The sequence below is a fragment of the Streptomyces sp. NPDC060000 genome (genome assembly GCF_042737375.1).
In the GTDB taxonomy this organism is placed as follows: domain Bacteria; phylum Actinomycetota; class Actinomycetes; order Streptomycetales; family Streptomycetaceae; genus Streptomyces.
In genome coordinates, this window is sequence record NZ_JBHWUU010000029.1 from 49,169 (window position 1) to 68,758 (window position 19,590).

Here is a 19,590-nt window from a genome sequence, read left to right on the forward strand (position 1 = left end):
ATGGCGAACCCCACCGCCCAGCGGTTCCTGTCCGGCCGCCCCGGCTCGAAAGGGCGGCCGGACAGACGTGATCCGGCTTGCCGTGAGCAACCTGCTTTTTGCCGCACCGGCAACAAAGGTGGCACCGGGCCGGTGCGTCGGCGCACGCTTACGGCACACCGGACGAGAGGCTGACACCATGGCGCACCACCCGCAGGAATCCCACGGCGACCAGCACACTCAGGGGCATGGCCATGCCCCAGGCCATACGCAGACCCATCCGCATGGGCATGGCCATGGTCACGGCACCGACATCGACTGGGCCGATATGGCCCCGCACCTCGAAGCGCAGGCCGAACTGTTCACGCCTCTGTACGAGCGGGCCCTGTCCTGGCTCGGGAAGGAGGTCACCGAGCCGGGCCTGATCGTGGACGTGGGCAGTGGCCCCGGAGTCGTCTCCTGTCTGTTCGCCGAGACGTTCCCGGGTGCGCGGGTCGTGGCGGCCGACGGCTCCGCTCCGCTGCTGGAGCGGGCACGCCGGCGCGCCGAGCGGCTCGGGTACGGCGACCGTTTCGGCACTCTGGTCGGTGAACTGCCCGATGCACTTGCCGAGTTGGACTACCCGGCCGACCTGTTGTGGGCCGGCCGCAGTCTGCACCACCTGGGCGACCAGCGCGCCGCCCTGGCCGCCTTCGCGGAGCGCCTCGCGCCGGGCGGAACGCTGGCGATCATGGAGGGCGGTCTGCCGACCCGGTTCCTGCCCCGCGAGCTCGGCTTCGGGAGGCCCGGTCTGGAGGCACGGCTCGACGCGCTGCAGGAGGAGTGGTTCGCGCGGATGAGGTCCGACCTGCCCGGCTCCGTCGACGAGACCGAGAACTGGGCGGCACTGCTCGGCGCGGCCGGTCTGAAGCACGCACGGACCCGCAGCTTCCTGCTCGACCTGCCGGCGCCCGCCTCCGACCGGGCCCGTGCCTACATCGCCGCGTCCCTTTCCCGGCTGCGGGACGTCTACGGCGACACCCTGGACCCCGACGACCGCGCCACGGTGGACCGGCTGCTCGACCCGCAGGACGAGGGTGGCGTGCAGCGCAGGGCGGACGTGTTCGTGCTCGCGGCGCACACCGTGCACACGGCGGTGAAGCCCGTCCGGTAGGCCGTGGCCCGGAGCCAAGTCGGCCTGGTGGCACTTGACTTGGAGAGCGCTCCAAGTGGTGGACTGCGTACCGCGCGACGCACGGCGAGTCGCGACGCGACGCAGCCGGCGCGCACAGCCAGGACACGCAGCCGACGCAATGGGGGCCACATCATGAGCAGCGCATCGGGCACTTCGGATTCTCCGGTCGCACTGATCACCGGCGGTGGCAGCGGCATCGGCGCCGCCGTCGCACGGCAGTTGCTGGACGCCGGGTACCGCGTCACCGTCACCGGCCGACGAGAGGAGCGGCTGCGCGCCTTCGCCGCGGAACTCGGGGAGCCGAAGGAACTGCTGACGGTGGCGGGGAACGCCGCCGACCACGACCGCGTGCGGTCGGCGGTCGACCGTACGCTCGGGGAGTACGGTCGACTGGACACGGTCGTCGCCAACGCGGGAACCGCCACCCACGACTCGGTCGCCGAGGGCGACCCGGCAGGGTGGACCGACATGGTGCTGACCAACGTACTCGGCCCCGCCCTCCTCATCCGGGCGTCGATCGACGCGCTGAAGGAGACCCGGGGCCGGATCGTGCTGATCGGCAGTGTCGCGGGCTTCGTGCCCACCCCGGGCAACATCTACGGGGCGACGAAGTGGGCGGTGACCGGACTCGCGGAGAACACCCGTCGCCAGGTCACCGAGTGGGGGGTCGGCGTGACGCTGGTCGCCCCCGGCCGGGTGGAGACCCCGTTCTGGGACAGCTACGGCAGTCTGCCGCCCGGGCACCTGCTGACCGCCGACCAGATCGCCGACTCCGTCGTGTGGGCCATCCGGCAACCCGCGGGCGTCGACGTCAACACCGTCGTCGTACGGCCGATCGGGCAGCCCAACTGACGAGCCATCCGACGCGTCGAGGGCGCCCCCCGAGCGGGGGCGCCCTCGAAACGAGCGGGGGAACCTCAGCCGACGTCGAACGTCGCCGGGTCCGGACCGATCCGCCGGTCCTCGTTGAGGGCGCTGATCGCCGCCAGGTCCTCGGTGTCCAGGCTGAAGTCGAACACGTCGATGTTCTCCTTGATCCGCGACGGCGTCACCGACTTCGGGATCACGACGTTGCCGAGCTGGAGGTGCCAGCGCAGCACCACCTGGGCCGGGGTGCGTTCGTGCTTGCGGGCGATGGCCACGATCGCCGGGACCTCGAGGAGGCCCTTGCCCTGGCCGAGCGGAGACCAGGCCTCGGTGACGATGCCCTGCTCCGTGTGGACCTCGCGCGAGGCGTGCTGCTGGAGATGCGGGTGCAGCTCGATCTGGTTGACCGCCGGGACCACCGACGTCTCGCCGACCAGCCGCTTCAGGTGCTCCGGCAGGAAGTTGGACACGCCGATCGCTCGTACCCGGCCGTCCGCGAGGAGCTTCTCGAACGCCTTGTACGAGTCCACGTAACCGTCGCGGGACGGCAGCGGCCAGTGGATGAGGTACAGGTCCAGGTAGTCCAGACCGAGCTTGTCCAGGGAGGCGTCGAACGCGCGGAGCGTCGAGTCGTACCCCTGGTCGCTGTTCCAGAGCTTGGTGGTGACGAAGATGTCCTTGCGGGGCACGCCGGAGGAGGCGATGGCCTTGCCGGTGCCCTCCTCGTTGCCGTAGATCGCCGCTGTGTCGATGCTGCGGTACCCGGCCTCCAGCGCGGTGGAGACCGCCTGCTCCGCCTCGTCGTCCGGAACCTGCCAGACACCGAAGCCCAGCTGGGGCATCTCCACGCCGTTGTTGAGGATGATCTGGGGGACCTTGCTGCTCACGAGCTCTTGATCCTTCGGTTGTCCGTCAAAGTCGTACTCCATCCTCAACGATCACGGCGCGTGATGCATTCCTGACCGCCGAATTCCGTCGTCGCCTACCCGCCGGAAGGCCGTCTCACACCGCCGCCCCACACCGCCGAGGATTCGCCGGGAACCTCATGAGCGGTACAGCGCGTCGACCTCGTCCGCGTAGGCGTTCTCGATGGCCTTGCGCTTCAGCTTCAGTGACGGGGTCAGGAGCCCGTGCTCCTCGGTGAAGGGCTGGGCGAGGATACGGAAGGTGCGGATGGACTCGGCCTTCGAGACCAGTGTGTTGGCCGCTACGACGGACCGGCGCACCTCCGCCTCCAGATCCGGGTCGCGCACCAGGTCGACCGGCGTCAGCCGCGGTTTGCCGCGCATCTGGAGCCAGTGCTCGACGGCCTCCTGGTCGAGGGTGACCAGGGCGGCGACGAAGGGCCGGTCGTTGCCGACGACGATGCACTGGTTGACCAGTGGATGGTCACGCACCCGCTCCTCCAGCAGCCCGGGCGAGACGCTCTTGCCGCCGGAGGTGACCAGGATCTCCTTCTTGCGGCCGGTGATGGTGAGGTAACCGTCCTCGTCCAGCGCCCCCAGGTCACCGGTGGCCAGCCAGCCGTCGTGCAGGGTCTGGTCGGTGGCCTTGGGGTTGTTGAGATAGCCCTGGAACACGTTGTCGCCGCGCAGCCAGACCTCGCCGTCGTCCGCGATGTGCACGGTCATGCCGGGGATGGCCTGGCCGACCGTGCCGTACCTGGTGCGCCCGGGCGGGTTGGCGGTCGCGGCCGCCGTCGTCTCGGTCAGGCCGTAACCCTCGTAGATCTGTACGCCCGCGCCGGCGAAGAACAGGCCCAGCCTGCGGTCCATGGCCGAGCCGCCGGACATGGCGTGCCGCACCCGCCCGCCCATCGCCGCGCGCACCTTGGAGTAGACGAGCTTGTCGAACAGCTGGTGCTGCATCCGCAGACCCGCGGAAGGGCCGGGCCCGATGCCCCACGCCTTCGCCTCGACCGCCTCGGCGTAGTTCACGGCCACGTCGACGGCCTTCTCGAACGGCCCGGCCCTGCCTTCCCGCTCCGCCTTGCGGCGGGCCGCGTTGAAGACCTTCTCGAAGATGTACGGCACGGCCAGGAAGAACGAGGGCTTGAAAGCGGCCAGGTCGGGAAGCAGGGCGGCCGCGTGCAGCTGGGGCTGGTGGCCGAAGCGGACCTTGCCGCGGACCGCGGCGATCTGCACCATCCGCCCGAAGACATGCGCGAGGGGCAGGAACAGCAGGGTCGCCGCCTCGTCGCCCTTCTTGGAGTGGAACACCGGCTCCCAGCGCTCGATGACGGTGTCCGCCTCGAACATGAAGTTGCCGTGCGAGATGACACAGCCCTTGGGCCGGCCCGTCGTACCGGAGGTGTAGATGATCGTCGCGGTCGAGTCGGGCGTGACCGCCTCCCGGTGCCGGTGCACCACGTCGTCCTCGAGGGAGGCGCCGGCGTCGTACAGCTCCTGCACACAGCCCGAGTCCAGCTGCCACAGCTGCCGCAGCCGGGGGAGGCGGTCGATGACGGTGGCGATCGTCATCGAGTGGTCCTCGTGCTCGACGACCGCGGCGGTGCACTCCGAGTCGTAGAGCATCCAGAAACACTGCTCGGCCGAGGAGGTCGGGTAGACCGGCACGACCTGGGCGCCGATCGTCCACAGGGCGAAGTCGAAGAGCGTCCACTCGTAACGGGTACGCGACATGATCGCGACGCGGTCGCCGAAGCGGATGCCCTGGGCGAGGAGCCCCTTGGCGAGGGCGAGGACCTCGTCGCGGAACTCGCCGGCGGTCACGTCCCGCCATTCGCCGTCCTCGTCCTTACGGCCGAGCGCGACGTACCGCGGGTCCTCCTGGGCGTGCCGGAACACGACGTCGGCCAGACCGCCCACCGGCGGTGCCGACGCCAACGGAGGGTTGGTGAACTCGCGCAAACCCGCACCCCGCTTCTCATGGCCGCACAGCGCCGTGAAAGCTACCCCACCCGACGACAGGAAGGGAGGGGGGCGGAAGACGAGCGATGCTCTCGTCTGTGCTGGTCAGTGCCGGAAAATGGGCTCACATGGGGAAGGGTCGGACAGAAAACTGACGGACGAGTAAGTTTCGGCACCGTAATCTCCACCGAATCTGCCCGTACCGCTTACGCTGTCCGACCCTTCGGACGCCCGTCACGGCCCGCGCCGCACGAACCCCCTCCCAAGATCACGGGCGGGGGGTCGCCCCATCGGCCGCCCGGTCCTCCGGCAACGCCGGCAGCGCGGGAGCATCCGCTCGCGTCACCGCCGCCGCGGCCGCGCGCGGCGGCCTGACCAGGGCGAGCACGAGCGCCGCGGCGACCACGCCCGCGCAGCCCGCCGTCACCAGCGCCGCATCGAGCCCGGAGGCGAACGCGGACCGCAGGGTGTGCTCGGGGAACGAGCCGCGCAGCGCACCGGCGCCACCGCCCGCCAGCGCGTGCGACGCGTCGTGCGGGAGGGTGCCGGTCATCCGGGAGGTCACCACGGTGCCGAAGACCGCGACCCCGAGCGCGTACCCCAGCTGCCGTACGGTGTTCACGGCCCCGCCCGCCATCCCGGCCCGCGCCGGTTCCACCGAGGCCAGCGCCGCCCCCGCCACGGTGGGCGCGACGAAACCGGTTCCGATGCCCACCAGCACGAAGCCGGGCACCAGCGCCGTCCAGTCCGAACCCGCGCCGAGCACGGCCTGGCAGAAACAGCCCGCGCCGATCAGCGCAAGCCCGCCGCCGATGGTCAGTCGGGCCGGAGCGCCGTGGAACCGCTTACCCACCACGACCGCCGTGACCATGGCGGCCACCGTCATCGGCAACAGCGTCAGCCCGCCGCGCACCGGGCTCATCCCCAGCAGTGTCTGCATCCAGATGGACAGGTACGGCGTCACCCCGAACGCCACACCGTTGAAGGCCAGCGCGCCCACCATCACCCCCACGAACGCCGGCCTGCGCAGCAGCGACAGGTCGAGCAGCGGATGTGCCGCCCGCCGCTCCGCGAGCACGAAGCACACCAGCCCGAGTGCGGCGAGCCCGAACGAGGTGAGCGTCGCGGACGCCGTCCAGCCGTCCGCGCCGGCCCGCACGACGGCGTACGCCGTCCCGCCCGCGAAGACCGCGAAGGTCGCCGTGCCCGCCCAGTCGACCCGCATCCCGCGCGGCCCCCTGGACTCCGGCACCGCCTTCAGCGTCAGCCACACCGCGACCACGCTCACCGGCAGGTTCACGTAGAAGATCCACCGCCAGCCGGGCCCCTCGGCCAGCAGCCCGCCCAGCACCGGCCCGACCGCCGCAGCCGCGCCGCTCACCGCGCCCCACACCCCGAGCGCGGTCGACCGCTGCCGGCCCTGGTAGACCGAGCCGAGCAGCGGCAGCGTCGTCGCCAGCATCGCGGCCGCACCCACCCCCTGCAGGGCCCGCGCCGCCACCAGGGTGTCCGGGCCGTTCGCCAGCCCGCACAGCAGCGACGCCGTCGCGAACAGCACCACCCCCACCACATGCACCCGGCGGCGCCCCAGGATGTCGGCGGTGGCCCCCGCCCCCAGCAGCAGCGCGGCCAGCGCGAGCGCGTACCCGTCCACCACCCACTGCAGATCGCTCAGCGAGGCGTGCAACCCCCGCGCCATGTCCGGCAGCGTCACGATCACGATCGTCACGTCCAGCAACAACATGAACGTGCCCAGGCACACCGCTGCCAGCGGCCCCCATATGCGCATGTCCCGTTCCTCCGTCTTTCCTCCGCGATTGACACCCAGCGCTCCGTACGATGGACGGGACGAGGCCGATCACCGTGGTATCAGGTGCCTGGACGACTGAATCCGATGCGGGGGAGGCCAACAGACATGGAATTCGACACCCAAGGCAAGCTGGACGGACTGGATCTCCGGTTGCTCACGGCGCTGGAGGCGAACGGGCGGGCCTCCTTCAGCAGGCTCGGCGCGGTCCTGGGCGTCTCCGACCAGACGATCGCGCGCCGCTATCGCCGGCTCACCGCCGAGGCCGGGCTCAGGGTCGTCGCCGTCCGGGACGCCGAACGCCTCGGACAGGACCAGTGGATGCTGCGCCTGCGCTGCGTTCCCGACAGCGCCACGGTCATCGCCGAAGCGCTCGCCAGGCGGCCCGACACACAATGGATCGGCCTGGGCTCCGGCGGCACCGAGATCGCCTGCATGTCCCGGCCCCGCCATCCCGGCGACCACGACGACCTGCTGCTCAGCAAGCTGCCGCGCACTCCGAGCGTCGTAGAGATCCGCGCCCAGCAGCTCCTGCACCGCTTCTACGGCGGGCCGAGCGGCTGGTTGCTGAAGTCCGGTGCGCTGGACGAAGGTCAGCTCGAGGCCCTGGCACCGCCTCACGACCCCGCGGCCAGGGTGGGGCGGGCCCGTATCGAGCCCGAGGACGAACCCCTGCTCGCCGTTCTGGAACGCGACGGCCGCGCCGGCCACCCCGAACTCCAGCGCGCCACCGGACGCTCCGAGTCCGCCGTCAAACGCCGCCTCGCCGCCCTGCTCGCCTCGGGCGCGGTCTACATCGACGTCGAATACCACTCCGAGTGCCTCGGCTATCCCCTCGCCGCCCTCCTGTGGATCACCACGGCACCCTCCGCCCTGCACTCCGTCGGGGAGGCGCTCGCGACCCACGACGAGGTCGCCTTCGCCTCGGCCACCGCCGGCCCCTCGCACATCGTCGTCACCGCGGTGGTCCGGGACACGGCCGGCCTCTACGCCTACCTCAGCGGGCCCCTGGGGCAGCTGGAGGGCGTCCAGCACGTGGAGGCGATGCCGTTCATGCGAAGGGTGAAACAGCTGACCTACCAGCACGCTGGGCGGTAGGCGGTAGGCGGTAGGCGGTGGACCGTCAGCCGTCAGCCGTCAGCCGTCAGCCGTCAGCCGTCAGCCGTCAGCCGTCAGCCGTCAGCCGTCAGCCGTCAGCCGTCAGCCGTCAGCCGTCAGGTGCCTGCCGTGGGCCGTGGGCCGTCGGCCGTCGGCCGTGGGCCGTCGGCCGTGATGTGGGGTACAAGTACGCGTGCGTGTGCCCGTGCTCAGCCGACGGCGTCCCCCGGCCGGTCCAGCCGGCGCCCGGATGCGGTCCGCCGGTGCAGCCGGTCACCGCCCGCCAGGATCGCCGCCGCCAGCGCATCCGCGGCGCCCTGGGCCGCGGTGAGCCGGCGCCCGTGCACCAGCACGAAGTCGACCCGTCCCAGCTCCGGCAGCCCCGCCCGCTCCGGGATCCGCACCAGGCCGGGCGGGATCAGACCCCGTGAGTGAGCCATCACGCCGAGCCCCGCCCGGGCCGCCGCGATGAGGCCGTTGAGGCTGCCGCTCGTACATACGATCCGCCAGGCCCGCCCCTGTCGCTCCAGCGCCTCCAGGGCCAGGGCGCGGGTGATGCCCGGGGGCGGGAACACGATGAGCGGGACCGGACGGTCGGCGTCCAGACGCAGCCGCTCCGCGCCGATCCACACCAGCCCGTCGTGCCACACCAGCTCGCCCCGGGGATCCTCGGGGCGCCGCTTGGCCAGCACCAGGTCCAGTTTCCCGGCCGCGAGTTGCTCGTGCAGGGTGCCCGACAGTTCCACCGTCAGTTCGAGGTCGACCTCGGGATGGTCGTAGCGGAATCCCTCCAGGATCTCCGGCAGCCTCGTCAGTACGAAGTCCTCGGAGGCGCCGAACCGCAGCCGGCCGCGCAGCCGGGTGCCGGCGAAGAACGCCGAGGCCTGCTCGTGGACGTCCAGGATCCGGCGGGCGAACCCGAGCATCGCCTCGCCGTCCTCCGTCAGCTCCACGGAATGCGTGTCCCGGGTGAACAGCGCCCGCCCGGTCGCGTCCTCGAGGCGTCGCACGTGCTGGCTGACCGTGGACTGCCGCAGTCCCAGCCGCCGCGCCGCATGCGTGAAACTCAACGTCTGGGCGACGGCGAGGAAGGTGCGCAGATGGGTGGGCTCGTACACGCCCGTCACAGTAGCCCCTTGCGCTCCGGTCATCGCGATATCCGATGACAGTGAGAGCGGTATACCGGATTCCCGATCACGGTGCGCGGGAGGACGATGGGGAGGGGCTCTCCGAGCCCCGTCGCAAGCCTGTCGAACCGCACGTGGAGCACCGTGAAACGCCTGCACTGGCCGAGTTGGATGCCGGTCGACCCCTACATCCTGCTGTTGCTAGGGACCGTCGGCCTCGCGGCGCTGTTCCCGGCCCGGGGCGCCGCCGCCGACGTGGCCTCCGGCGCCTCCACGGCCGCGATCGCCTTCCTCTTCTTCCTGTACGGCGCCCGGCTGTCCACCCGTGAGGCGCTGGACGGACTGAAGCACTGGCGGCTCCACGTCACCGTCCTCGGCTGCACCTTCCTTGTCTTTCCGCTGCTGGGCCTGGCCGCGCGCGGTCTTGTCCCGGTGTTCCTCACCCACCCGCTCTACCAGGGGCTGCTCTTCCTCACCCTGGTTCCGTCGACCATCCAGTCGTCGATCGCCTTCACCTCCATCGCCCGTGGCAACGTGCCGGCCGCCATCTGTGCGGGCTCGTTCTCCTCCCTGGTCGGCATCGTCGTCACGCCGCTGCTGGCGGCCGCCCTGCTCGGCAGTGGTGGCGGCGGCTTCTCCGCCGACTCGCTGGTGGAGATCGTGCTGCAACTGCTCGTGCCGTTCCTCGCGGGACAACTGCTGCGCCGGTGGATCGGCGGGTTCGTGACCCGGCACAGGAAGGTGCTCGGGCTCGTCGACCGGGGCTCGATCCTCCTCGTCGTCTACACGGCGTTCAGCGAGGGCATGGTCCGGGGCATCTGGCACCAGGTCAGCGCCGTACGGCTGGGTGGCCTGCTCGTCGTCGAATCGGTGCTGCTCGCGGTGATGCTCACCCTGACCTGGTACGGCGGCAAGGCGCTGCGGTTCGACCGCGAGGACCGCATCGCCATCCAGTTCGCGGGATCCAAGAAGTCCCTCGCCTCGGGGCTGCCCATGGCGAGCGTCCTGTTCGGTGCGCACGCCTCGCTGGCGGTGCTGCCGCTGATGCTCTTCCATCAGATGCAGCTGATGGTGTGCGCGGTCATCGCCAAACGCCGGGCGAGGGACCCGCGGGAGGCGTCGCGGGAACCCGTCGACGAGCGGTCGCCGACGGCCGCGTGAGACGGGCGCCGGTCGGGGCGTGAGACGGCCGCCGCCGACCTGCTCACGGCACCAGGACGACCTTGCCCGCATTGCTCCGTGACTCGATCGTCGCGTGCGCCGCGGCCGCGTCCTTGAGGGCGAACTCCTCGTGTACGGCCGGCTTCAGCCTCCCCGCCCGGAACAGGTGCCACAGCTCCTGGCGCCACTGCTCGTACAATCCGGGATTCCCGCGCGCGACCCGGGCCATCTGGAAGCCGATCACGGACTTGGCGCCCACCAGCAGGTCGTAGGCCTGGATCGTCCCGCCGCCGGAGCTGTACGCCACGAGCCGTCCGCCGGGAGCGAGAGCCGCGAGGGCGGGGGTGAGCAACGCGCCGCCGACCCCGTCCAGGACGTAGTCGGCGCGGGCGTCCCAGTCGTCCCGGTCGTAGGTGACGACGTCGTCGGCGCCCAGCGCGCTCACGAAGTCGCGCTTGGCCGGGTCGGACACGGCGCCCACGACCCGGGTCGCGCCACGCGCCCGCGCGAGCTGCACGGCGAGATGGCCCACCCCGCTCGCCGCGGCGGTGACGAGAGCCGTCTCGCCGGGTTCGGGCCGCGCGGCGGTGAGGGCGCCCAGCGCGACCAGGCCGCTGCGGACCAGGGCGACCGCGTCGACCGCGCTCGCGTCGTCCGGGACGGGCGACGTCATCGCCTCCCGCAGGAGCGCGAAGTCGGCGTAGCCGTGGCCGAAACACAGGCCGGTCACCCGCTCGCCGCCCCGGAACCGGGTGACCTCGTCCCCGACGGCCACGACCTCCCCGGCGATCTCGCCCCCGAGGGCGATCGGTTCCGCGGCCTCCGTGACCTTGCGGACGACGGGGAGGGTGACGCCGATCGCCGCGCAGCGTACGAGCAGTTCGCCTGCTCCCGGCTCCGGGACGGGTACCTCCTCCAGGAACAAGGGGCCGCCGGTGGAGTCGTATCGGACGCGACGCATCGCACCTCCAGAATTCGTTGGGAATCCCAACGGTATCCGCAAGTTCGTTGGGAAGTCCAATGAGTTACCGGTAGGGTGCGACCATGTCCGAAGCGCCCCTCGCCGCCATTCGCGCGCTCCCCAGCTGGCTCCTCGGCCGGGCCGCCGCGCGAGGTCGCGCCCTCGTGGCCGACGCTCTCTCCGCCGAGGGTCTCAGGATGTGGCACCACGTCGTGCTCTCCGCCGTCCGCGACCTCGCCCCCGTCGCCCAGGCCGACCTCGGCCGCAGTGTCGGACTCGATCCCAAGGACCTGGTCGGCGTCCTCAACGACCTCCAGTCCGCGGGACTCGCCGTGCGGGAGCCGGATCCGAACGACCGCCGGAAGAACGCCGTGTCGCTCACCGAGGAAGGCCGACGGCTGCTCCGGCGCTGTGAGGAGGCCGCTCGGGGAGCGAACGACGCGTTGCTCGCCCCGCTCTCCGCTGCCGAACGTGAGCATTTCATGAGCATGTTGATCCGGATTTCCGGTACGGACGGCTGACGAGGGATAACGTTCCGTCATGACCGCAGCTCTCCCACTCGCCCCCGCGCGCAGCGCCCTCGTCCTCGTCGATCTGATGGACCGCATCGTCGCGCTGCCCCTGGAGCCCCGCAAAGGCGCCGAAGTGCTCACCGCTGCCGAGGAGTTGGCGTCGGCGTTCCGTTCGGCCGGGGCGCTCGTCGTTCTTGTCCGCGTCGAGCGTCCCGGCGTCGCCGACCAGCCGCCCGGCAGCGGATTGGTCCAAGGGCTGCTCCACGACGGTGACTTGGAGATCGTCAAGCGGACGATCGGCGCCTTCCAGGGGACCGGGCTCAACGATCGTCTCCGCGAACGCGGCGTGACCACCCTCGTCTTCGGCGGCGTCGCCACCAACCTCGGCGTCGAGTCCACCGCCCGCGCCGCCGGCGACCTCGGTTACGACCTGGTCTTCGTCGAGGACGCGATGTCCGCTCTCACCGCGGCCGAGCACGAGGCGTCGGTGAAACTCGACTTCCCCCGGCTGGGGAGGGTGACGCGTGCGGCCGACGTGCGCTTCGCGAACGACTGAGGCGGGCGGGATCCGGCGGGGTCGCGGCGGAGCAGAGGCGGGGCGCGGTAGAGGCGGGGCGGACCGAGGCGGGGCGGACCGAGGCGGGGCCCCTGCGGCGCAGGGGGCGCTCCCCGCCGGTCGGGGCCCCGCCGCCGTGCCGCGGGGAACCGGTTCAGCCCTGGGCGGCCGTGGTCCGCAGGGTGATGCGGTCCTCACCCGCGTACACGTTCATGGAGCTGCCCCGCAGGAAGCCCACCAGGGTCAGTCCGGTCTCCGCGGCCAGGTCCACGGCCAGGGAGGAGGGCGCCGAGACCGCCGCGAGTACGGGGACGCCCGCCATCACGGCCTTCTGTGCCAGCTCGAACGAGGCCCGGCTCGACACCATCAGGATCGTCCGCGACAGGGGCAGGTCCCCGTTCTGCAGGGCGCGGCCGACCAGTTTGTCGACCGCGTTGTGCCGCCCCACGTCCTCCCGTGCGTCCAGCAGCTCGCCGTCCTCGGAGAACAGGGCCGCCGCGTGGAGCCCCCCGGTCCGGTCGAAGACCCGCTGGGCCTCGCGAAGCCGGTCGGGGAGGCTCGAGAGCAGTTCGGGCTCGATCCGGAGCGGGGGAGTGTCGGCGATGGGCCAGCGGGTGGTCGTACGGACCGCGTCCAGGCTCGCCTTGCCGCAGAGGCCGCACGAGGAGGTGGTGTAGACGTTCCGCTCGAGGGTGATGTCGGGCATCGTCACGTCGGCCGTCCGGACGTCCACCACGTTGTAGGTGTTGGACCCTCCCTCTCCCGTCGCACCCGCGCAGTAGACGATGTTCAGCAGATCGGATGCGGCGGCCAGTACGCCTTCGCTGACCAGGAAACCGGCGGCGAGCGCGAAGTCGTCACCGGGCGTGCGCATGGTGATGGCCAGCGGCTTTCCGTTGAGCCTGATCTCCAGTGGTTCCTCGGCGACCAGGGTGTCCGGCCGGGCGGAGACCACTCCGTCCCTGATGCGGATCACTTTGCGTCGTTGGGTGACTCGTCCCATTCGTGATCAGCCCCGGTTCTGTACGTGCTGGTAGCCGAAGCGGCCCTTGATGCAGAGATTCCCGTGGGTCACCGGGTTGTCGTGCGGTGAGGTGACCTTCACGATGTCATTGTCCTGCACATGGAGCGTGAGGTTGCAGCCCACCCCGCAGTACGCGCACACGGTCGTGGTCCGGGTCTGCGCCGACTCGTCCCAGTTCCCGGCCGCTCGCCGGTCGTACTCGGACTTGAACGACAGCGCCCCGGTCGGGCACACCTCGATGCAGTTCCCGCAGTACACGCACGCCGATTCGGTCAGCGCCGCGTCGTGCTCGACGGCGATCCGGGCGTCGAAACCGCGCCTCGCGACGGAGATCGCGAAGGTGTTCTGCCACTGGTCACCGCAGGCGTCCACGCATTTGTAGCAGAGGACGCACTTGCCGTAATCGTGCACGTACAGATCGTTGTCGATCTTCGGTTCCTCGTTCGCCCGGGCCGCGTCGGGTCCGAAGCGGTCCGGCTTCGCCTCGTACTCCTTGATCCATTCCGCGGCCGTCGGTGTCGTGGACAGGTCGACCGAGGACGCGAGCAGCTCGAGAACGATCTTGCGGCTGTGCCGGGTCCGTTCGGTGCCGGTACGGACCTCCATGCCGGGCTCCGCCCTGCGGGAACAGGCAGGCACCAGGGTCCGGGAGCCCTCGACCTCCACGACGCAGACCCGGCAGGCGTTCTTCGGGGTCAGACCGCGGTCCGGCTCGCCGACGGAGAACCTGGTTCCTTCCAAGTGCCGTACGACCCCCGGGCCTTGAAGCTCGGTGGCCGCGTACACCACACAGCCGACAGCCCGTTCGGGCGCGAGCACCGCACTGACCGCGCCGTCCGGGTCCACGCTCGCGATACGCAGACCGTCGTACGGACCGCCGTGTCGGTGGAAGTACCACCAGGGAATGCCGTTCTGGGCGGCGACCACCGCCGTGGAGTCGTGCAGCAGGGGCTCGATCAGCGGCCCGCACGCCGCGTACGAGTTGGCCTTGAGACCCAGGAGGACGAAGTCGACCGGGCCGATCTCACCCGGGTCGTCGGTGGCGTGGGCGCGGGCGGTGAAGTCGCCGCGCGGGCTGAGCACCCGCACCCCGTCCCGCCTCATGGCCGCGAGATGCGGTCCACGGGCGACGAGGTGCACGTCGGCGCCGGCGCGGTGGAGCGCCGCACCGACGTAGGCGCCGATCGCACCGGCGCCGAGGACTGCGACCTTCATGGCGAGGGAGCTCCGTTCGGTCGGGGGTACCGAGGAACTGTCGAATCCTGTCGACGAAATATTGTCTACAGTACGGAAGTGAGGGCGGCGGGGGTTCGCGCGCATCGCCGGGGCAGCCGGGCAGTCCGGGCGGTAGGCGTGGGCGATGCGGGAGGCGCGGTCGAGGTGGTGCGTGTGGCCGAGGCGGTCCGTGTGGTGGGTGGGCGCACCGCTCGCCTATGGGGTGTACGAGCTGGCACAGAAGGCGACGCAGCTGTTCACCGGGTAGTGGTGTCAGCGGGGCGGGTGGGCGGCGGGTACGGTTCGGCGACTGCTCGGGAGTCCGAGGGCTATGGGGAAGCCGACAACCAGGGAACCGGTTTCCTGTCGCTTCACGCGCCCTCGTACCCGTGAGTCACTGATCAGACTGGTGGATCCCGCTACCCAAGGCAACGAGGGGACCCCCCAATGAACGGCTCGCGCATCGCCGCCGTCGGCCACTACCAGCCCGCCAAGGTGCTCACCAATGAGGACCTGGCGAGCCTGGTCGACACCAGTGACGAGTGGATCAGGAGCCGGGTGGGCATCCGTACGCGCCACATCGCGGGCCCCGACGAGCCCGTGGACGAGCTGGCCGCGCACGCCGCCGCCAAGGCGCTCGCGGCGGCCGGCCTCACGCCGGGCGACATCGACCTGGTGCTGGTCGCCACCTCCACGGCCGTCGACCGTTCGCCGAACATGGCCGCCAGGGTGGCCGCGCGCCTGGGTATCCCGCAGCCGGCGGCGATGGACATCAACGTCGTCTGCGCCGGTTTCACCCACGCGCTCGCCACCGCCGACCACACCGTCCGGGCGGGTGCCGCCACCCGTGCCCTGGTCATCGGCGCCGACAAGATGTCCGAGGTGACCGACTGGAGCGACCGCACGACCTGCGTGCTCGTCGGTGACGGAGCGGGCGCCGCCGTGGTCGAGGCCTGTCCCGACGGCACCGAGCCCGGCATCGCGCCGGTGCTGTGGGGCTCGCTGCCCGAGATGGGGCACGCGGTGCGCATCGAGGGGCAGCCGGCGCGGTTCGCGCAGGAGGGGCAGAGCGTCTACCGCTGGGCCACCACCCAGTTGCCGCCGTTGGCGCGGAAGGCCTGCGAGCGGGCTGGCCTCACCCCCGAGGACCTCGCCGCCGTCGTCCTGCACCAGGCGAACCTGCGCATCATCGAACCCCTCGCGCAGAAGATCGGCGCCGTCAACGCGGTGATCGCGCGTGACGTCACCGAATCGGGTAACACCTCCGCGGCCAGCATCCCGCTCGCCTTCTCCAAGCTCGTCGAGCGGGGCGCGGTCTCCACGGGGGACCCGGTCCTGCTGTTCGGCTTCGGCGGCAATCTGTCGTACGCGGGACAGGTCGTGCGCTGCCCGTGAGTGGGGGCGGCTGCGCCGGGGCGCATGGGTACGGGGAGGGCGCGGCGTAGTGTGACGCGATCGACTGTGCCCCGCTCTGGCTACTGTGCGCCGTAGACTGTAGACGAAAGACAATCGATACTCGGCCGCGGACCGTCGCTACCGGCTGTAGCCCGGTCGATCGGCTGCGGACAGCCGAGTGCGCCAATCGATACGTGGCTTTCCGGCTGCAGTTGCCCGGTGTTGCCCAGAAGGGGGACCGACCGATGTTGTCGAGAGGACTGCCGCAGGGCGCGGTGCCCAGACTCGAACGGCCCGGCCCGCTGCGGGACCGCGTCTACGAGGCACTGCTCGAACTCATCACCACCCGTGCCCTCCAGCCCGGCCAGCACCTGGTCGAGAGCGAACTCGCCACGCACCTCGGCGTCTCACGGCAGCCGGTGCGCGAGGCGCTGCAGCGGCTGAACACCGAGGGGTGGGTGGACCTCAGGCCCGCCCAGGGCGCCTTCGTGCACGAGCCGACCGAGGACGAGGCGGACCAACTCCTCAGCGTCCGTACGCTGTTGGAGGCGGAGGCCGCGCGACTGGCCGCGGCGCACGCCGACCAGGCCGGCGTCGAGGCCCTGGACGAGATCCTGGCGCAGGGCATGCTGGCCGTGGCCAGCGACGACGTGGACACCGCGGTCGCCCTGAACGCCCGCTTCCACACGAAGATCATCGAACTCGCGGGCAACGCGGTACTGGCCGAACTCGCGGCCCAGGTCGATCGCCGGGTGCGCTGGTACTACACCCCGATCGCCCGCCGGCGCGGCCACCAGTCCTGGATCGAGCACCGCGATCTGATCGCCGCGATCGCGGCCCAAGACGAGGAGCTGGCCACCCGGTTGATGCGTGAGCACACCGAGCACACCCGGCGGTCGTATCACGCCCGCGACAAGTCCTGATCCCCGTTGACCCTCTCGTGAGACGCATGACGTCGCGACCCGCGAACGCTCAACAGGCCCGCCTGCTCAAGCTGTTGCGGGACGGCGGCCCCAACTCCCGTGCGAAATTGGGTGATCCCTGACCCCGCGTCCCCTTGGCCCCCCCTTGACTCCGTGGCCGGGGCCCTGCGAGGGCGCCCGGCCGTTTTCGTGTGCATCGGTCCAAGTCAGGCCGTCTCCTCGCCGAGCGGGTGCGGATTGGGGATGATCCGGCGACTGGCCGCCGGCCTGCCGGGCGCCCTGAGGAAGAGCGCCAGTACCGCGGAGGCGAGGCCGATGCTGCCCGCCAGGACGAACGCGCCCTCGTAGTCCCACACGTCGACCACGATCGAGCCGACTCCGGAGCCCACGAGGCCCGAGACGAGCTTGGAGCTGTAGACCATGCCGTAGTTGCTGGCGTTGCTGTTCTCGCCGAAGTAGTCCGCGGTCATCGCTGTCAGTTTCCGAAGTCGCGTGCACGGGTGAGTTGGTGATTCCCTGTCGAGTGCAGGGAACTGCGAACGCGCCGGACGGGCCGAACTCGCCTGCATTACGGTCGAGTTGTCCGTAGACGTGTGCGTGACGGAGGCTTCCGGATGGCAGAGGAACCGGTGGCCGAGCGCGGGGTGCTGACCGCGCCGACCCAGATGTGGGAGACCGCAGTGCGGCAGGCCGAGGTGATCGGGTCGCTCGCGGCGAAGGACACAGTGGGGCTGGCGGAGGCGGATGAGGCCGCCGAGCGGCTGCGGGTCTCCCGGCGCCAGGTGTATGTCCTGCTTGGACGGTGGCGCGCTGGTGAGGGAGTGGTGTCGGACCTGCTGCCTGACCGTTCCAGCGGAGGCCGCGGCGGCGGGCGTTTGTCTGGTGAGGTCGAGACGATCGTCCAGGAAGCGCTACGGACCTGGTACTTGACGCGGCAGCGCCGCTCGGTGGCGGCGGTCTACAAGGAGATCACGCGTCAATGCCGGGCTCGCGGCCTGCGGACTCCTTCGCGGGGCTCGGTACAGCGGCGGATCGAGCGGCTGGACCCGGTGACTTCGGTCTCGGGGCGCGAAGGAAGAGAGGCGGTTCGTCCTCTCCGGTCGGCCGGGGGTGTACCGCCGGCGGTCACCGGGCTGCTGGAGCAGGTTCAGGTCGACCACACGCCGGTGGATGTGATCGTGGTCGACGAGCGGTACCGGCTGCCGATCGGCCGTCCTTATCTGACGGCGGCGATCGACGTGGCAAGCCGGTGCGTGGTGGGCCTGGTGGTGACGCTGGAGGCGCCGTCGGCGACCTCGGTCGGGCTGTGTCTGGCCCACACGGCGATGGATAAGCGGCCGTGGCTGGAGCGGCTGGGCGTGGAGGCGGTATGGCCGATGAGCGGCAAGCCGCGCGAGCTGTACCTGGACAACGCGGCCGAGTTCAAGAGCGAGGCCCTGCGCCGCGGCTGCGACCAGCACGGCATCAAGCTGCGTTACCGGCCGCCCGGCCAGCCCCACTTCGGCGGGATCGTCGAGCGGCTGATCGGCACGATGATGCAGCTCGTGCACGAACTGCCGGGCACCACGTTCTCGTCCGTCGCCGAGCGCGGCACCTACGACAGCGACGGCAAGGCCGTGCTGACCGTAAGGGAGTTGCAGGGCTGGCTGGCGCTGGCGCTGGCCGGCGATCACGGCCAGGTCCACGAGACACTGGGCCGCCCTCCGGCCGGGGTCTGGTCCGAGAAGGCCGCCGCGTCGGGGCCGCTGGTGACGGTGACCAACGAGACCGCCTTCCTCGTGGACTTCCTGCCGGTGATCCGCAGGACCCTGTCGCGGTCGGGGTTCGTGATCGACCGCGTGCTGGGGCGCCTCGACCTCATCTGAGGCTGTTCCACTTCCTTGGATCCGGAACGGAGCCGATGAGCGTCGCGCGGACGACCCTCATTCCGGGACCGGCACCGTGCGCAGATAGCTGTAGACGGTCTCGCGGCTGATACCGAAATCCTTGGCCAGCACGGACTTACGCTCGCCGGCGGCGGCCCGCTCGCGCAGTTCGCGGGCACGCTCGTTGGTGAGCGCGGGCCTGCGGCCGGTGTAGACGCCACGCGCCTTGGCCGCGGCGATCCCCTCGCGCTGGCGTTCGAGGATCAGGGCACGCTCGAACTCGGCGAACGCGCCCATCACCGACAGCAGCAGCGTCGCCATGGGCGAGTCCTCCCCGGTGAAGGCGAGGCTCTCCTTCACGAACTCCACCTTCACACCCTTGCTGGTCAGCATCCGCAGGGAGCACGTCGGTGCGGGTCGGGTATGTAAGGGTCAGCAGCGTCGACCAGAACACTGTCCGCCAGCTCGACGGCGTGCCGGTCGAGCGCGTCTTCACCGACAAGGCATCGGGCAAGGACGCCGCCCGGCCGAAGCTGGAGGATTTGATCGCGTTCGTGCGCGAGGGCGACACGGTGCTGGTGCATTCGATGGACCGGCTCGCGCGCAACCTGGACGACCTACGCCGCTTGGTTGAAATGCCCTGCGGCAGTAAGCCGTTCGGTCAACGCGGTGACCTGCTCCCCTGCCCCGGCCTCCCGCAGCCAGTCCAGCAGATCGGCCACGGCGTACGGGTCGTCGAGGGACACGTGGGCGGCGGCCCATTGGGCGGGGCGCGGGTCGGTGGGGTGCAGGGTATGGAGGTGGATGACGAGGGCGGTTGCGGCGTGGGGGTTGCCGTGGGTGGTGGCGTGTTTGTGGAGTTGAGCGGCGTCGCGGTACAGGCCACGGTCCCAGGCGGCATTTCCGAGTGTGATCAGGTCGGCGGGGTGGGCGTAGGCGGCGGCCGCGGTCCAGAAGTCAATGGGGGGATGATCTCGGCGCGGTGGTGGCGGCCGTGCTGGTCGAGGTAGTCGGCCAGCCGGTACAGCGGGCCCTGCCCGGCCCGGGCGTGATGCC

Annotated in this window: 15 protein-coding genes and 6 pseudogenes; 10 read left to right on the forward strand and 11 right to left on the reverse strand. The window is 70.9% G+C overall.

The features are described from left to right. Positions 1-148 precede the first annotated feature (148 nt). Entirely contained in the window at positions 149-277 is a 129-nt protein-coding gene (locus tag ACFWBB_RS17465; RefSeq protein WP_385272430.1) for a hypothetical protein, read from the reverse strand. 30 nt (positions 278-307) lie between these two features. Here ACFWBB_RS17465 and ACFWBB_RS17470 point away from each other — a divergent pair, with 30 nt between their 5' ends. After that, entirely contained in the window at positions 308-1,132 is an 825-nt protein-coding gene (locus ACFWBB_RS17470; RefSeq protein ID WP_385272433.1) for a class I SAM-dependent methyltransferase, read from the forward strand. Positions 1,133-1,285: 153 nt separating this feature from the next. Continuing rightward, complete coding sequence (locus ACFWBB_RS17475) at positions 1,286-2,005, forward strand: SDR family oxidoreductase (RefSeq protein ID WP_385272436.1); 720 nt, start codon at positions 1,286-1,288, stop codon at positions 2,003-2,005. A 65-nt stretch (positions 2,006-2,070) separates the two neighbouring features. Here ACFWBB_RS17475 and ACFWBB_RS17480 read toward each other — a convergent pair whose 3' ends face one another. The 3 genes from ACFWBB_RS17480 to ACFWBB_RS17490 all read right to left on the reverse strand — a co-directional run bounded on the left by ACFWBB_RS17480 (position 2,071) and on the right by ACFWBB_RS17490 (position 6,679). Further along, positions 2,071-2,907 (reverse strand): aldo/keto reductase, encoded by an 837-nt coding sequence (locus ACFWBB_RS17480; RefSeq protein ID WP_385272439.1) that lies wholly within the window; start codon positions 2,905-2,907, stop codon positions 2,071-2,073. Between the two features lie 156 nt (positions 2,908-3,063). Continuing rightward, positions 3,064-4,890, reverse strand: coding sequence for an AMP-dependent synthetase/ligase (locus ACFWBB_RS17485; protein ID WP_385272442.1), 1,827 nt, complete (start codon positions 4,888-4,890; stop codon positions 3,064-3,066). A 268-nt stretch (positions 4,891-5,158) separates the two neighbouring features. Next, the gene (locus ACFWBB_RS17490) at positions 5,159-6,679 is read right to left on the reverse strand and encodes an MFS transporter (RefSeq protein ID WP_385272445.1); all 1,521 of its coding nucleotides are present in this window, start codon (positions 6,677-6,679) and stop codon (positions 5,159-5,161) included. Between the two features lie 126 nt (positions 6,680-6,805). On the opposite strand from ACFWBB_RS17490, the gene ACFWBB_RS17495 reads away from it, so the two are divergent. Then, positions 6,806-7,795 (forward strand): Lrp/AsnC family transcriptional regulator, encoded by a 990-nt coding sequence (locus ACFWBB_RS17495; protein ID WP_385272448.1) that lies wholly within the window; start codon positions 6,806-6,808, stop codon positions 7,793-7,795. A 209-nt stretch (positions 7,796-8,004) separates the two neighbouring features. On the opposite strand, the gene ACFWBB_RS17500 is transcribed toward ACFWBB_RS17495, so the two are convergent. Then, the gene (locus tag ACFWBB_RS17500) at positions 8,005-8,913 is read right to left on the reverse strand and encodes a LysR substrate-binding domain-containing protein (RefSeq protein WP_385272451.1); all 909 of its coding nucleotides are present in this window, start codon (positions 8,911-8,913) and stop codon (positions 8,005-8,007) included. 96 nt (positions 8,914-9,009) lie between these two features. Here ACFWBB_RS17500 and ACFWBB_RS17505 point away from each other — a divergent pair, with 96 nt between their 5' ends. Further along, a complete protein-coding gene (locus ACFWBB_RS17505) occupies positions 9,010-10,083 on the forward strand; it encodes a bile acid:sodium symporter family protein (RefSeq protein WP_385272454.1) in 1,074 nt (357 codons plus the stop codon). 43 nt (positions 10,084-10,126) lie between these two features. Here ACFWBB_RS17505 and ACFWBB_RS17510 read toward each other — a convergent pair whose 3' ends face one another. Then, positions 10,127-11,044 carry a zinc-binding alcohol dehydrogenase family protein gene (locus ACFWBB_RS17510; protein ID WP_385272457.1) on the reverse strand — a complete coding sequence of 306 codons (918 nt, stop codon included), beginning with the start codon at positions 11,042-11,044 and terminating at the stop codon, positions 10,127-10,129. A gap of 83 nt (positions 11,045-11,127) precedes the next feature. Between ACFWBB_RS17510 and ACFWBB_RS17515 the strand changes: the two genes are divergently transcribed. Further along, positions 11,128-11,565 carry a MarR family winged helix-turn-helix transcriptional regulator gene (locus ACFWBB_RS17515; protein ID WP_385272460.1) on the forward strand — a complete coding sequence of 146 codons (438 nt, stop codon included), beginning with the start codon at positions 11,128-11,130 and terminating at the stop codon, positions 11,563-11,565. Between the two features lie 19 nt (positions 11,566-11,584). Then, positions 11,585-12,112: an isochorismatase family protein gene (locus tag ACFWBB_RS17520; protein WP_385272463.1), complete on the forward strand. Its 528-nt coding sequence runs from the start codon at positions 11,585-11,587 to the stop codon at positions 12,110-12,112. A gap of 154 nt (positions 12,113-12,266) precedes the next feature. Here ACFWBB_RS17520 and fdhD read toward each other — a convergent pair whose 3' ends face one another. From fdhD to ACFWBB_RS17535, 3 genes and pseudogenes are all read right to left on the reverse strand, one after another. Then, positions 12,267-13,115 (reverse strand): formate dehydrogenase accessory sulfurtransferase FdhD, encoded by an 849-nt coding sequence (gene fdhD, locus ACFWBB_RS17525; protein ID WP_385272466.1) that lies wholly within the window; start codon positions 13,113-13,115, stop codon positions 12,267-12,269. A 6-nt stretch (positions 13,116-13,121) separates the two neighbouring features. Continuing rightward, positions 13,122-13,835: pseudogene (locus ACFWBB_RS17530) on the reverse strand (4Fe-4S dicluster domain-containing protein); the annotation flags it as partial. Continuing rightward, positions 13,824-14,351 (reverse strand): annotated as a pseudogene (locus ACFWBB_RS17535) (2-dehydropantoate 2-reductase); the annotation flags it as partial. The pseudogenes ACFWBB_RS17535 and ACFWBB_RS17530, both read right to left, overlap by 12 nt. Positions 14,352-14,798: 447 nt before the next feature. Here ACFWBB_RS17535 and ACFWBB_RS17540 point away from each other — a divergent pair. Together ACFWBB_RS17540 and ACFWBB_RS17545 are read left to right on the forward strand one after the other, a co-directional pair. After that, positions 14,799-15,746, forward strand: a complete 948-nt coding sequence (locus tag ACFWBB_RS17540) for a beta-ketoacyl-ACP synthase III (RefSeq protein WP_385272469.1) — start codon at positions 14,799-14,801, stop codon at positions 15,744-15,746. A gap of 245 nt (positions 15,747-15,991) precedes the next feature. Next, positions 15,992-16,669, forward strand: coding sequence for a GntR family transcriptional regulator (locus ACFWBB_RS17545; protein ID WP_385272472.1), 678 nt, complete (start codon positions 15,992-15,994; stop codon positions 16,667-16,669). A gap of 206 nt (positions 16,670-16,875) precedes the next feature. On the opposite strand, the pseudogene ACFWBB_RS17550 reads toward ACFWBB_RS17545, so the two are convergent. Further along, a pseudogene (locus tag ACFWBB_RS17550) lies at positions 16,876-17,142 on the reverse strand (MFS transporter); the annotation flags it as partial. 141 nt (positions 17,143-17,283) lie between these two features. On the opposite strand from ACFWBB_RS17550, the pseudogene ACFWBB_RS17555 reads away from it, so the two are divergent. After that, positions 17,284-18,510, forward strand: a pseudogene (locus ACFWBB_RS17555) (DNA-binding domain-containing protein); the annotation flags it as partial. A gap of 81 nt (positions 18,511-18,591) precedes the next feature. Here ACFWBB_RS17555 and ACFWBB_RS17560 read toward each other — a convergent pair. After that, positions 18,592-18,924 (reverse strand): annotated as a pseudogene (locus tag ACFWBB_RS17560) (recombinase family protein); the annotation flags it as partial. Between the two features lie 20 nt (positions 18,925-18,944). Here ACFWBB_RS17560 and ACFWBB_RS17565 point away from each other — a divergent pair. Beyond that, positions 18,945-19,169 (forward strand): annotated as a pseudogene (locus ACFWBB_RS17565) (recombinase family protein); the annotation flags it as partial. Positions 19,170-19,590: the final 421 nt, after the last annotated feature.